The 12,912-nt window shown below is 73.2% G+C and carries 9 protein-coding genes; 5 read left to right on the top strand and 4 right to left on the bottom strand.

Annotation, left to right across the window (positions count from 1 at the left end):
* Positions 1–8: 8 nt before the first annotated feature.
* Both WME98_RS51170 and WME98_RS51165 read right to left on the bottom strand, forming a co-directional pair.
* Positions 9–1,199, bottom strand: coding sequence for a GspE/PulE family protein (locus WME98_RS51170; protein WP_437312363.1), 1,191 nt, complete (start codon positions 1,197–1,199; stop codon positions 9–11).
* The gene (locus WME98_RS51165) at positions 1,196–2,272 is read right to left on the bottom strand and encodes a CAP domain-containing protein (protein WP_437948870.1); all 1,077 of its coding nucleotides are present in this window, start codon (positions 2,270–2,272) and stop codon (positions 1,196–1,198) included. Before WME98_RS51165 ends, WME98_RS51170 begins: the two co-directional genes overlap by 4 nt.
* A 116-nt stretch (positions 2,273–2,388) precedes the next feature.
* Here WME98_RS51165 and WME98_RS51160 point away from each other — a divergent pair, with 116 nt between their 5' ends.
* From WME98_RS51160 to nagZ, 3 genes are all read left to right on the top strand, one after another.
* Positions 2,389–3,372: a DMT family transporter gene (locus WME98_RS51160; RefSeq protein ID WP_437322321.1), complete on the top strand. Its 984-nt coding sequence runs from the start codon at positions 2,389–2,391 to the stop codon at positions 3,370–3,372.
* Between the two features lie 132 nt (positions 3,373–3,504).
* Positions 3,505–4,515, top strand: coding sequence for a zinc-dependent alcohol dehydrogenase family protein (locus WME98_RS51155; RefSeq protein WP_437322320.1), 1,011 nt, complete (start codon positions 3,505–3,507; stop codon positions 4,513–4,515).
* Between the two features lie 127 nt (positions 4,516–4,642).
* A complete protein-coding gene (gene nagZ, locus WME98_RS51150) occupies positions 4,643–5,758 on the top strand; it encodes a beta-N-acetylhexosaminidase (protein ID WP_437948869.1) in 1,116 nt (371 codons plus the stop codon).
* Positions 5,759–5,868: 110 nt separating this feature from the next.
* Here the strand turns inward: nagZ and WME98_RS51145 are convergent, their stop codons facing one another.
* Positions 5,869–6,777, bottom strand: a complete 909-nt coding sequence (locus WME98_RS51145) for a hypothetical protein (protein WP_437948868.1) — start codon at positions 6,775–6,777, stop codon at positions 5,869–5,871.
* Between the two features lie 540 nt (positions 6,778–7,317).
* On the opposite strand from WME98_RS51145, the gene hutI reads away from it, so the two are divergent.
* Positions 7,318–8,616 carry an imidazolonepropionase gene (hutI, locus tag WME98_RS51140; RefSeq protein ID WP_437948867.1) on the top strand — a complete coding sequence of 433 codons (1,299 nt, stop codon included), beginning with the start codon at positions 7,318–7,320 and terminating at the stop codon, positions 8,614–8,616.
* Between the two features lie 55 nt (positions 8,617–8,671).
* Positions 8,672–11,071: a Tex family protein gene (locus tag WME98_RS51135; RefSeq protein WP_437948866.1), complete on the top strand. Its 2,400-nt coding sequence runs from the start codon at positions 8,672–8,674 to the stop codon at positions 11,069–11,071.
* A gap of 290 nt (positions 11,072–11,361) precedes the next feature.
* Here the strand turns inward: WME98_RS51135 and WME98_RS51130 are convergent, their stop codons facing one another.
* Positions 11,362–12,336, bottom strand: coding sequence for an alpha/beta fold hydrolase (locus WME98_RS51130; RefSeq protein WP_437948865.1), 975 nt, complete (start codon positions 12,334–12,336; stop codon positions 11,362–11,364).
* Between the last annotated feature and the right edge of the window lie 576 nt (positions 12,337–12,912).

Below are 12,912 nucleotides of genomic sequence, written 5' to 3'. Positions count from 1 at the left end.
GAAGCGCGTCACGTCACGCGGAGCACCTCGTCCAGGGAGGTGACGCCCTCCTTCACCCGGGCGAGCCCGGCCTCCCGGAGCGGGACGAGCCCCACCCTGCGCGCGGCCTCCCGGTACGCGCGCTTCCCCGCCCGCGCCTTGACGAGATCCCGCAGGTCGTCGTCGAGCTCCAGCATCTCGAACAGCCCGATCCGCCCCCGGTAGCCCGTCAGGTGGCACGTCTGGCAACCGACGGCGCGCTTCAGCTCTGTGCCCTTCTCGATGAGGACCTCGTCCTCCTCGCCCGTCACGTCGCTCTCGAGCTCGTACGTCTCCGCGCATTCCTCGCAGAGCCGCCGCACGAGCCGCTGCGCGATCACGGCGAGCAGGGCGTTCGCCACGATCCACGACTCCGCGCCGAGGTCCACGAGCCGCGCGACCGTGTCGACCGCGTCCGAGGTGTGCAGCGTCGACAGCACGAGGTGCCCCGTGAGGCTCGCCTGGAGCGCGATCTGCGCCGTCTCGGGGTCGCGCATCTCGCCGACCATGATCACGTCCGGGTCCTGCCGCAGGATCGCGCGCAGGCCCGTCGCGAACGTGAAGCCCTGCCTCGGGTTGGTCTGCCCCTGCGTGATGTCGGCGAACTCGACCTCGATCGGGTCCTCCAGGGTCACGATGCTGAGCTCGCTGGTCTTCATCACCTTGATCAGCGAGTAGAGCGTCGACGTCTTGCCGGACCCGGTCGGCCCGCACACGACGATGAGCCCCGAGGCGCGGTCCGCGAGCCCCTGGACCCGCGGCAGGTCGCCCTCCGAGAGCCCGAGCTTGTCGAGCGGGATCAGCTGGTGGCTGAGCAGCACGCGCATCACCAGCGTCTCGCCGTGGATCGCGGGGAACGTCGAGGCGCGCAGGTGGATGAGCGGGTGGCCGTACAGCTCCAGGCTGAACTGGCCGTCCTGCGGCAGGCGCCGCTCGGTCATGTCCATCCGCGCGAGCACCTTCACGCGCGAGGTGAGCGCGGGCGCGATCTCGATCGGGATCTGCCCCTGCGCCACCATCACGCCGTCGACGCGGTAGCGCACGCGGATGCCGTCGCGCTTCGGCTCGACGTGGATGTCGCTCGCGCCCATCGAGACCGCGCGGCGGACCAGGTGATCGAGCACCTTGACCGCGTCGAGCTCCTCCGACGCCGATGACGCGGGGGGGCGGCTGTGGTTCACCGACCGCCTCCCTTGCCGCCGACGTCGATCGTGCGGAGCGAGACCATCTTGAGCTCGTTGGAGGGGGGGAACGTCGCCCAGACGCTGACGCCGTAGAGGCCAGGGCGCTTCCGGTCGTCCAGCGGGACCTGGATGTCGAATCGATTGCCGTTCACCTGAAGAGGAATAGGCGTCTTGAAGCCCTTCGGGAAGAACGTCGCGTAGGGCGGCGGGATCGGGTATCCGCCCATCTTGAGCAGCTTCTCCGGCGGGATCGGCTTGCCCGCCTCGACCCGCGAGATCCCGACGCCCGCGATCTTCGCCGGCGCGTCGATCTCGCCGGCCACCCGGATCACCTCGCCGACCTTGGCCCGCTTGGGCAGCGGCTGGTACGTCCCGTAGTCGTCGACGAACTCCTGCGCCATGCAGGCGATGTCGAGCCCCTTGGCCTTGGCGAGCCCGACCCCGAGCGACGTGTGCGACGCTGTGAGCACGTTGCGCCGGTGCCCGTCGGCCGGGGGCTTCTCGTTCATGAAGGCGTGGTGGACGCGCTCCAGGCTCTCCGCGGAGAAGCGCGGGTCCGGGTCGAGCTCGCGCGGGATCGCGTCGGCGAAGCAGCCGGCGTTTTCCATGACGAAGCCGTCGCCGCCGGCCGCGGTGTAGCGCTCCTCCGGGACCGCGCCGTCGCTGCCCCAGTGGCCGGTGAACCCCACGCGGACCATGTCCTCCGCGTGCCGCCGCCCCGCGCGCGCCGCGGTCTCGTCCCACCGGACGGGCGGCAGCTTGTGCGCCTTCCGATCGCGGTTCACCAGCTCGATCACGTACCGCCCCGCCTCCGCGCGGGTCATCAGCTTCCCCCGCGCGGGCGGCGCCGACGCGGCCTGCGCCGCGCCGCCGCCGCGGGGCTCGGCGCCCGCGGCCTCGCCGCCCGAGGGCCGCGCGCCCTCCTCCGCCGCCGCCTCGGCGGTCATGTCCCACGGCGGCCCCTCGGGCGGCGCGCTCCCGGCGCTCGCGCCGCACCCGAGGGCGTGGGCGCCCGCGGCGATGAGCCCCAGCCAGGGCGCCCCGCGCCAGCGCTCCCGCCGGCCGCACATCGCTCCTGCTCTTCGTCCTCTCCTCGTGATCGCGCGCATCATTGCGACGGTAGCGCCTCGCTGCCGCGCGCGCACCAGGGAGCGCGGCGGCGCGCGCGGCGGCGAGGTGGTAAGCGATGCGCCTCGTGAGCACGTCGTCGTCGTCACAGGGTGCGGTCGCCGCGCACCCGCCCGGGGCCTCCGCGATCGTCCTCGCCGCGGAGCGCGAGGGGCGCGCGGCGCACCCGACCGCGGGTGTCCTGTGGATGATCCTGGCCCAGGCGCTCTTCGCCGCGATGAACGTCCTCGCGCGGCTCTCGTCGGAGGGCGCCCCGTGGCCCGAGGTGGCGGCCTCGCGCACGCTGGTGGGCGCGGCCACCGCGCTCGGCGTCGCGCTCGTCCGCCGAGCGCCGCTCTCCATGAGCCGCGGCGACCGGCGCCTCACGTGGGCGCGCTCGCTCTGCGGCACCGGCGCGATGCTCTGCACCTTCTACACGCTGGGCACGCCGGAGATCGCGCTCGGCGACGCGGTCACGCTCGGCGCGACGAGCCCGATCTTCGTCGCGCTTCTCGCGCCGCGGCTGCTCGGCGAGCGGAGCAGCCCGCGCCTCTGGCTCGCGACCGTGCTCGCGTTCGCCGGCGTCGCGCTGGTCGCCGCGCCGCGGCTCGCGATCGCGGGCGAGGTCGCGCTCGTCGCCACGCTCGGCGCCGTCTTCTCGGCGTTCGCCATGATCTGGCTGCGCCGCATCGGCGGGAGCGGGACGCGCGCGAGCCCCGAGTCGATCGCGCTGCACTTCTCGCTCGTGGCGAGCGCCGCGATGATCTTCCTGTCGATCCCGGTCTTTCGGACGCCCGACGCCCTCGGCCTCGTCCTGCTGGTCGGGACGGGGCTTGCCGGCGGCCTCGGGCAGCTCGCGATGACGCGCGCCTACGGGCTCGACAACGCGGCGCGCATCGGCGCGATCGGCTATGTCGGGGTCGTCCTCTCGCACGTGCTCGCCGCGGCCTGGCTCGGCGAGATCCCGTCGGCGCGCCAGCTGCTCGGCGCGGCGCTGGTGATGGCGGCCGGCCTCTGGCTCGCCGCCCAGGCGATGCGCGACGCGCGGCGCCGACCGCGCTGACCTCGCGTTGCCGCTCGTGTTACCTCTCGCATTGCCTCCGGCGTTGCCGCTCGCGTTGCCTCTCACGTTGCCTCTCACGTTGACCGAGTCCAGCCCTCATGAGATAGCCACCGTCGCTCAAGGAGGATCCGCATGAAAGCGTTCGCCATTCAGGGTTCGTTCGGCCTCGACGCGCTCCGCCCGATGGACCTTCCGGATCCGAAGCCCGGTCCCGGGCAGATCGTCCTCCGGATGAAGGCCGCGTCGCTCAACTACCGCGACCTGCTCGTGACGAAGGGCCTTTACAACCCGAAGTTCTCGCTGCCGCTCGTCCCGCTCTCCGACGGGGTCGGCGAGGTGATCGGCGCGGGGGAGGGGGTGACGCGGGTGAAAGTCGGCGATCGCGTGTCCCCGATCTTCCACCAGCGCTGGATCGACGGGGAGATCTCCTGGGCCAAGACGAAGGCGGCGCTCGGCGGGGAGCTGCCCGGCGTGCTCGCGGAGCAGGTGCTCGTGGATCAGGAGGGGGTCGTCGCGGTCCCGCCGCACCTCACGGACGAGGAGGCGGCCACGCTGCCGTGCGCCGCGGTGACCGCCTGGAACGCGCTCTTCGCGTCGAGCCACCTCAAGGCGGGCGACACGGTGCTCGTGCAGGGGACGGGCGGCGTCTCGATCCTCGCGCTCCAGCTCGCCCGGACCGCGGGCGCCCGCGTCATCGTCACCTCGAGCAGCGACGAGAAGCTCGAGCGCGCGCGGTCGCTCGGCGCGTCGGAGACCATCAATTACCGCACGACGCCCGACTGGGACACGCAGGTGCTCGCGCTCACCGGCGGCGCGGGGGTGGATCACGTGATCGAGGTGGGCGGCGAGGGCACGATCGCCCGGTCGCTCCGCGCGGTGCGGGTCGGCGGTCGGGTGAGCCTCATCGGCGTGCTCTCGGGCGGCGCGCCGGCGCTCAACCTGTTCCCCTTCCTGATGAAGCAGATCACCGCGCAGGGCATCTTCGTCGGCTCGCGCGCGATGTTCGAGGACATGAACCGCGCGATCGCGGCGAACGGCCTCCGGCCGGTGGTCGACCGGGTGTTCCCCTTCACCGAGATCCGGCAGGCGCTCGACCACATGGCGAGCGGCGGACACTTCGGCAAGATCGCGCTCCGGTTCTGACCGGGCTGGCCGCGGCGCGGGGCTCGCTGCCGGCGCGCCCCTCAAAAGTGGCCTCGTCGGCCCGAGTCGTTTACGAACGGACCCTGCGGCCAGCCACGCGCCTGCGCCGCGCGAGAGGTGGTGGACGGTGCAGCTCGATCTGGCGCTCGAGGTCCTGTGTGGTCAGCTCATCGTGGGCGGTTTCGACGGCGCCGAGCCGCCGGCCCGGTACCTCCGGGCGCTCGCCGAGGGGCGGAGGGGCGGCGCGATCCTCTTCCGGCGCAACGTCCCCGACATGGCCGCCACGCTGCGGCTCTCCTCGGCGCTCGCCGCGGCGTGCGGCCCGGATCGGCCGCCCTTCCTCGGCATCGACCAGGAGGGGGGCCGCGTCACGCGGCTCCCCGCGCCGTTCCTGAAGCTGCCGCCGATGCGCTCGCTCGGCGATCTCCTGGATCTCCCGCTGCTGCGCCGCGCGGCGCGCGCCGTCGCGGCCGAGCTCAGGGCCGTCGGCATCAACCTGAACTTCGCCCCCGTGCTCGACGTCGACTCGAACCCCGCGAACCCGATCATCGGCGATCGCGCGTTCGGCCGCGACCCGCGCACGGCCGCGCAGGGCGGAGTCGCGTTCCTGGAGGGGCTCCAGGAGGAGCGCGTGCTCGCGTGCGGCAAGCACTTCCCGGGGCACGGCGACACCGCGCTCGACAGCCACCTCGCGCTCCCGACCATCGCCCACGGCCGCGGCCGCCTCGAGGAGATCGAGCTGCCGCCGTTCCGCGCCGCCTGCCGCGCCGGCGTCGCGTCGCTGATGACGGCGCACATCGTCGTCGAGGCGCTCGATCCGGGCGTGCCGGCGACGCTCTCCCGGGCCGTCTGCACCGGCCTCCTGCGCGGCGAGATCGGCTTTCGGGGCGTGCTCTTCTCGGACGACCTCGAGATGGCCGCGATCGCGGCGCACCATCCGGTCGAGGAGGCCGCCACCGCGGCGATCGAGGCCGGCTGCGACGCGCTGCTCGTCTGCAAGGACGAGGACCTGCAGGATCGCGCGCACGAGGCGCTCGTGCGCAGGGCCGAGCGCGATCCGCGCTTTCGCGAGCGCTGCGCCGAGGCGGCCGGCCGCTGCCTCGAGCTGCGCCGCAGCTGCCCGCCGCGACCGGTCGCGTCGCCCGAGGCGCTCGCCGACGTCGTCGGCGGGCCCGCGTCGCGGGCGGTGCTCGCGGACATCGAGCGGGCGCAGGCCGCGCGCGCGGCCGGGGCGGCGACGTGAGATCGCGCGCGCGACGGCCTCATCGCCGCTGCGATCGCTGGCTCCCGTCCTCGATCACTCCGCCCGAGGGCCCGTGAGGAACGACGCGGAGCGCGCGGCGGGCCTCGCCCTCACAAGGGGCAGTTCGCCCAGCCGATCGCGCCGGGGTTGACCCAGGCACAGACATGGCCGAGCGCTGCCATCGCGGCGTTGCAGCAGCAGGAGATGCCGCTGCTCGTGACCGTCGCGGTGCACGAGTCAGGCACCTTGTAGGCGGTCCCGCAGCCCCAGCTGCTGTTGTAGATGCCGTCGATGTCCTGGCCGGGCGAGGCGGCCCATACGAGGCTCGTCGTGGTCTCCGGCTTGACGGAGTAGCCCCAGCTCGAAGGGTTGGAGATCGACCACTCCACCCGGCCGGGGCCCCACGCTGCCCGGACACAGAGCCCGCGCGCCTCGATCCCGGCGCCGTCGCCCTCGTCGTCTTCGCTCGATACGCGCTTGCCGGACCACCCGGCGTCGTCCGCGAACACCACCTCATCCACGATCGCGAAGCGATCGCTCAGCGCGACGAACGCGTCCGAGCTCGGCGCGGCGAGCTCGCCGAGCTGCGCCACGGCGCCCTCGGGCAGCGTGGCCACGCGGAGATCATCGAAGAGCACGGCGCCGTCGACCGACACCTCGATGAAGCTCTCGTCGTGCGCGGGCCCCGCCTGGATGGCCGGCAGGCGCACGAAGCCATCGGACGAGACCGAGACGGCCTGACGCGCCTCGCCGCCCGCGAAGGTCGCCTGACCCTGCTTCACGGCGAACTCGATCTGGAGAGGTCGATCGGCGCGGACCCACAGGAGGTCGTGCTCCGGCGCGGCGAAGCGCTCCTCGATCAGCACCGAGCCGTGGTGCACCCGCTGCACCGACGTCTCCCCGCCCGCGATCTCTGCTCCCTCCTCGGCCTTGCACCCCGGCGAGCCGACGGCGCAGAGCGACCCGAGGAGCGCTATCGAGAAGACGCGGACCACTGCGGTATATCTGGAAGGATGCATTGCAATACCTCGCGAAGGGCCGTGAGCACGGCCCGCAGTCTTGCTGCATGGTTGTTGGAGCGGCATGGCGCGCTGCGGCCGCGGAAAGCAGCCTCATCGCCGTCATGCCGAATTGCCGGCAGCACGCGGACAGACCACGCCCGCAGCGCACTGGTGGGCTCGCTTCGTAGGCGCCGCCACCAAGTGGAAGATAGACTGTTAACTCAATCGGTCAAAGTTCCATGTTGGTGACGCTTATGTCGTCACTTCAATTGGCGTTTCTCCAGCCCGCCGCGCGCCGGCGGAGGTCTCGGAGCATCGAGCGCGTTCAGGAGACGCGCCGACGCTCACGGAGGAGCGGTCGCGCCTGCCGCGACGCGCTCCGACGGCCGCGCTCGCCCCGCGTCGCCCGTGCGCTTCGCGCCGGGCGCAGGACGGATCTTCTTCGACGGCGACGCCGAGGCGCGGCGAGGGCTCATCGGCTATACCGGCGGGAGCGACGGCGGGGAGCGCACCTGAGCTGGCCCGCGCCGTGATGCTGGCAGCCACCACGAGGCCCTGATGGTTCTCCCGCGACCTGACCCGGATCGGCCGACACCGTCTCCTCGAGGCCCTCTCCTGAGCGGCGGCCGCTTCGCGATCGTCGCTCGCCGGCTCGTCACGTGCGATCCGTCCCGCGCCACGGCCGGCGACGCGCTCGGGGTCATCGAGGACGCCGCGATCGTCGTGCGGGGCGGCGCCATCGAGGCGGTCGGGCCGCGGCGCGAGGTGCTGCGGCCCGAGGCCGGCGTGCCGGTCGCGATCGAGGCCGCGGGGGTCGTCACGCCCGGGCTCGTCGACGGTCACACGCACGCGCCCTGGGTCGGCTCGCGGGACGCGGAGTACGCGGTCCGCATGGCCGGCGGCGACTACGAGGCGATCGCCGCGGCGGGCGGCGGCATCGTCGCGAGCATGCGCGCGGTGCGCGCCGCGACGGCCGGCGAGCTCGTCGGCGCGCTCCGCGCCCGCCTCCGCCGGATGGCGGCGCTCGGCGTGACCGCCGTGGAGGCGAAGAGCGGCTACGGCCTCGACGAGGCCTCGGAGCGCAAGCAGCTCGAGGCGGTCGCCGAGGCGGGGAGGGACGCGCGCCTGCCCCGCGTCGTGCCGACGTACCTCGCCCTGCACGCGCTGCCGCCGGAGGCCGGCGGCGACCGCGACGCCTACGCCGGCGTCGTCGCGCGCTCCTGGCTGCCCGCGATCGCCGCGGCCGGCCTCGCGCGCTACGTCGACGCCTACGTCGACCGGAGCGCGTTCTCGGTCGCCGAGGCGCGGCCGGTGCTGGAGCGGGCGCGCGCGCTGGGGCTCGGCGTGCGCGTGCACGTCGGGCAGTTCGCGGACGTGGGCGGCGCCGAGCTCGCGGCCGATCTCGGCGCCGCGTCGGCGGATCACCTCGAGCACGTCGCGCCCGCGGGCATCGCGGCGCTCGCCCGGGCAGGCGTCGCCGCCGCGCTCCTGCCGGTGGCGAGCTTCACGCTGCGGCAGGAGCCCCCGCCCGTCGCAGCGCTCCGGGCCGCCGGCGTCCCGCTGATCGTCGGCAGCGACGCGAACCCTGGCACCGCGCCGACCGAGAGCCTCCCGCTCGCGCTCGCGCTCGCGGTGCGCCTCTACGGCCTCACGGTCGCCGAGGCGATCCTGGGCGCGACGCGCGAGGCGGCGGCCGCGCTCGGCCTCGGCGGCGTGTGCGGCGCCGTGCGGCCGGGGCTCCGCGCCGATCTCGCCGTCTGGGACCTGCCGCACGAGAACGCGATCGTGCAGCCCTGGGGCGCGCCGCGCGCGCTGGCCGTGCTGCGCGACGGCGAGGTCATCGCGGCGGCCGGCTGAGGCGGCCCGCAAGTCAAGCCTGGACGCGCGTGCACCCTGCGCGTATGCCGCGCCCATGACTGAGACGCAGAGCCCTGTCGCTGTCCCGAGCCGCACGGACGGCTCGTTCGATCCCGTCCCGCTCCTCGCCGAGGAGCTGAGCCTCCCGCGCCAGGGGGTCTCGGCGGTGGCCAAGCTGCTCGCCGAGGGGGCGACGGTGCCGTTCATCGCCCGTTACCGCAAGGAGGCGACCGGCGGGCTCGACGAGGTGCAGATCCGCGCGATCGAGGAGCGCCGCGCCTACCTCCTCGAGCTCGAGGAGCGCCGCGGCACGGTGCTCTCGGAGATCCAGAAGCAGGGCAAGCTCACCGACGCGCTCGCGTCGAAGATCCGCGCCTGCCGCACCAAGGCCGAGCTCGAGGACCTCTACCTGCCCTTCAAGCCGAAGCGCCGCACGCGCGCGATCATCGCGAAGGAGCGGGGGCTCGAGCCGCTCGCGGATCGCATGTGGTCGCAGGCGGCGGACGGCAACCCGGAGGAGGAGGCCCGCGCCTTCGTCAGCGCCGAGAAGGAGGTCCCCGACACGGCGGCCGCCCTCGCCGGCGCGCGCGACATCTGCGCCGAGCGCATCGCCGAGCACGCCGACGTGCGCAAGCTCGTCCGCGACGCCTACGCCAAGGAGGGCGTCATCAAGGTCCAGAAGAACGAGGAGCACGAGGGCAAGCAGACGAAGTTCGACATGTACGCGAGCTTCGAGGAGCCCGTCGCGAACATCCCGTCGCACCGCTACCTCGCCATCCGCCGCGGCGAGGCCGAGGGCGTGCTCCGCGCCGCGATCGAGCTCGCGCCCGAGCCGCTCGTCCCGCCCATCCACGCGGCGGTGGGGCTGAAGCCGAAATCGCCGTGGGCCGGCGAGCTCACGAAGGCCGCGGACGACGCGGTGAAGCGGCTCCTGCTCCCGGCGGTGCAGAGCGACGTGCGCGTCGACCTGAAGATGCAGGCCGATCGCGCCGCGGTCGAGGTCTTCGCCCAGAACCTCCGCGAGCTCCTCCTCGCGGCGCCGTTCGGCACGAAGGCGGTGCTCGGCATCGACCCGGGCCAGCGCACCGGCTGCAAGTGCGCCGTCGTCGACGAGACCGGCAAGCTCCTCGAGCACACGACGATCTACCTGGTCGGTAGCAGCGACGCGCTCGAGCGCGCGCGGCAGGACCTGCGCCGCATCTGCCGCAAGTACCCGCTCCGCGCCGTCGCGGTGGGCAACGGCACGCACGGCCGCGAGACCGAGGCGTTCGTGAAGGACGTGCTCGCGTCGGAGGGTCTGAAGGAGCAGACGGCGAACGCCGATCCGCGACCCACGGAGAAGCTGTACTGCGTCCCGGTGAGCGAGGCGGGCGCGAGCGTCTACTCGGCGAGCGACGTCGCGCGCGAGGAGTTCCCCGACCTCGACCTCACGGTGCGCGGCGCGATCAGCATCGCCCGGCGGCTGCAGGATCCGCTCGCGGAGCTCGTGAAGGTCGACCCGAAGAGCATCGGCGTGGGCCAGTACCAGCACGACGTCTACCAGGGCCTGCTCGCGCGGAAGCTCGACGAGGTGGTGGAGAGCTGCGTCAACCTTGTCGGCGTCGAGCTCAACACCGCGAGCGCCCCGCTGCTCGCCCGCGTCGCCGGCATCGGCCCGAGCCTCGCGAAGAAGATCGTCGCCCACCGCGACCTGCACGGCGCGTTCAAGAGCCGCAAGGGGCTGCTCGACGTGGCCGGCGTCGGCCCGCGGACGTTCGAGCAGGCGGCGGGCTTCCTCCGGGTGCGGGGAGGGGAGCACCCGCTCGACGCGAGCGCGGTGCACCCGGAGCGCTACGGCCTCGTCGAGCGCATCGCGACGGATCTCGGCGTGCCGGTCGGGTCGCTCATCGGCGACACGGCGGCGATCGCGCGGATCGATCCCAAGAAGTACGAGTCCGGCGACGTCGGCTCGTTCACGCTGAACGACATCCTGAGCGAGCTGAAGAAGCCCGGGCGCGACCCGCGCGCCACGTTCGAGCCGCCGAATTTCCGCGACGACGTGCGGACGATGGAGGATCTCAAGCCGGGCATGGAGCTCGAGGGCGTGGTGACGAACGTGACGGCGTTCGGCGCCTTCGTCGACATCGGCGTCCATCAGGACGGCCTCGTGCACGTCTCGCAGCTCGCGGATCGGTTCGTGAAGGATCCGAACGAGGTCGCGAAGGTCGGCGAGAAGATCAAGGTGCGGGTGCTGGAGGTCGACCTCGTGCGCAAGCGCATCTCGCTGACGGCGAAGAAGGGCGGCGCCCCCGCCGGCGCGCGCCCCCAGGCGGGCGGCCCGCCGGCTGGCGACGCGCGGGGCCGCAACGACGGCCGCAGGCCGGCCCAGGGGCAAGGGAAGGGGCAGGGGCAGGGGCAGGGCGGCTCGGCGGGGGGGTTCCGGAACAATCCGTTTGCGGATCTGCTGCGGAAGTAAGCGGCGAGCCCCGCCGGCATCCGTCGTCACGTCTTCCGGCTCTCGTCTCTCGTCTCTCGTCTCTCGTCTTCCGTGTTCCTCTTCGTGCGCGTGCGCGTGTTCGTCCGCGCCTCGCCGTCCCGTCACCGTCTTCGTCTTCGTCTTCGTCTTCGTGCGCTCCTGCGCGTCGTCCGTTCCACGGGGAGCGCGCACGCGCACGCGCACGCGCACGCGGAGGCCAGACGCAGACGGGAGACGGGAGACGGGAGACGGGAGACGGGAGACGGAGACGGGAGGCGGTGGTCGAAGATCTAGAACCCGTGATCCGCAAAAAACCGCTCGATCCTCAATGAGACGAGCTCCGGAAACTCCAGCGCGGTCGTATGGGTCCCCCCGCGGACCACGAGGATCTCGGCCAGCGGAATACGCCGCGCCATCGACTGGACCAGCGCCCGGGGCGTGAACGCGTCCCGGTCGCCGGTGATGAGCAGCGTGGGGACCTCGACGTGATCGAGCACCTCCTCGGCGTCGTGCATCCCCAGCGCGCGCAGGTTCCGGAGGAACGCCTCCAGGTCCACCTCGCCGAACGGCTCCACCAGCTCCGCGAACACCTCGCCGTCGAGCGTCTTCCCGAGCAGCCCCAGCCGCCTCAGCCACGTCACGGCGTCCGCCTGGCCGATCGTGCGACGCGTCACGCGGCTCGCGGCCGTGTGCGCGCGCGCGGCGAGCGCCACGAGCGGCGGGAACAGCCGCCCGAGGCCCGGCAGCGGCCCCATCGTTTCGAGCGGCGGGCGATGCGTTCCGTTCAGCAGGACCAGGTTCGCGGCGAACCCCGGGAGCCGGCGGAACGCCTCGAGCGCGACCTGGACGCCCATGCTCCACGCCATGAGCGACCCGTGCCGCACCCCCTCGGCCGCGAGGACCGCCTCCAGGTCGCGGACGTGGCGCGCGACGGCGTAGGCGTCCGGAGCGTCCGGCGACGGGCGCTTCGACGCGTACATCCCGCGGTAGTCCCACGTGATGAAGCGGTACTGGTCGGCGAGGTACTCGATCTGCGCCCGCCAGGCGAGGTAAGGCCCGCCGAGCCCGTTGACGAGGACCACCACCTTCGCCCCTTCGAACGGCGGCGACGTCACCCGGTAGGCGATGTCGGTTCCATCAAAGCTCGTCACCCGCCGGGTTTCCATCCGGAGCGGCGGTCGCCGCGGCGGTGAGGCCTGCCGGCCCCCGCCGGGGGAAGAAGGGGGCGGCGCCTGCCGGCCCCCGCCGAACTTGAACGAGACCATGCGCCCCTGCTTCCTACCCGGTCCCCCCGCGGAGGGCCATGCTGCCGATGACCGCCTGCGTCACGGTCGGGAGCGGCCTCACTCCGCGGCGACGGCGCTGCCGCGGATCGCGGCGGCGGTGCGGCGTCGCGCGGCGGTGGAGCGGCCTGGCGATCGCCTGCCGAAACACATCCCGCGCCAGCATCGCCATCGCGTTGACATTCCAGGCGGCGCGCCGCTAACGTGCCCGGCGGGTCGTCCGCTCGCCCGACGCTCCCGTTGTGTTGCTGATCTTTTCCTGCCCGCTCCCATGTCGGTCCGCTGGAGGCCGGCCCGTGTCACCTCCTGTCGCCGCTCGCGCGGGAGCAGCTCCGGTTCGGGCCGTGGTGGGTCGGTTCCCTCGGGCGGGCTGGAAGTTTCAGGGCGAAGTGGTGCAGCGATCCCGTCCCCGAGGAGCCGATGGCTGAAGAAAAGAAGAAGAGCAAAATCGATCTGAAGGCTCGGCTTGGCAAAACGTCGATTGGCGGGGCACCGGGAGCGGCCGTCCCCCTCCCCGTGCCTGGCCCGCAGCCCGGATCGGGGCCGCCGCCCGACGGG

It is taken from the genome of Sorangium sp. So ce296 (genome assembly GCF_051529605.1).
GTDB classification, from domain to species: Bacteria; Myxococcota_A; Polyangia; order Polyangiales; family Polyangiaceae; genus Sorangium; species Sorangium cellulosum_D.
The sequence above is the reverse complement of the archived record's forward strand: the minus strand, read 5'-3'. Positions and strand labels throughout refer to the sequence as shown.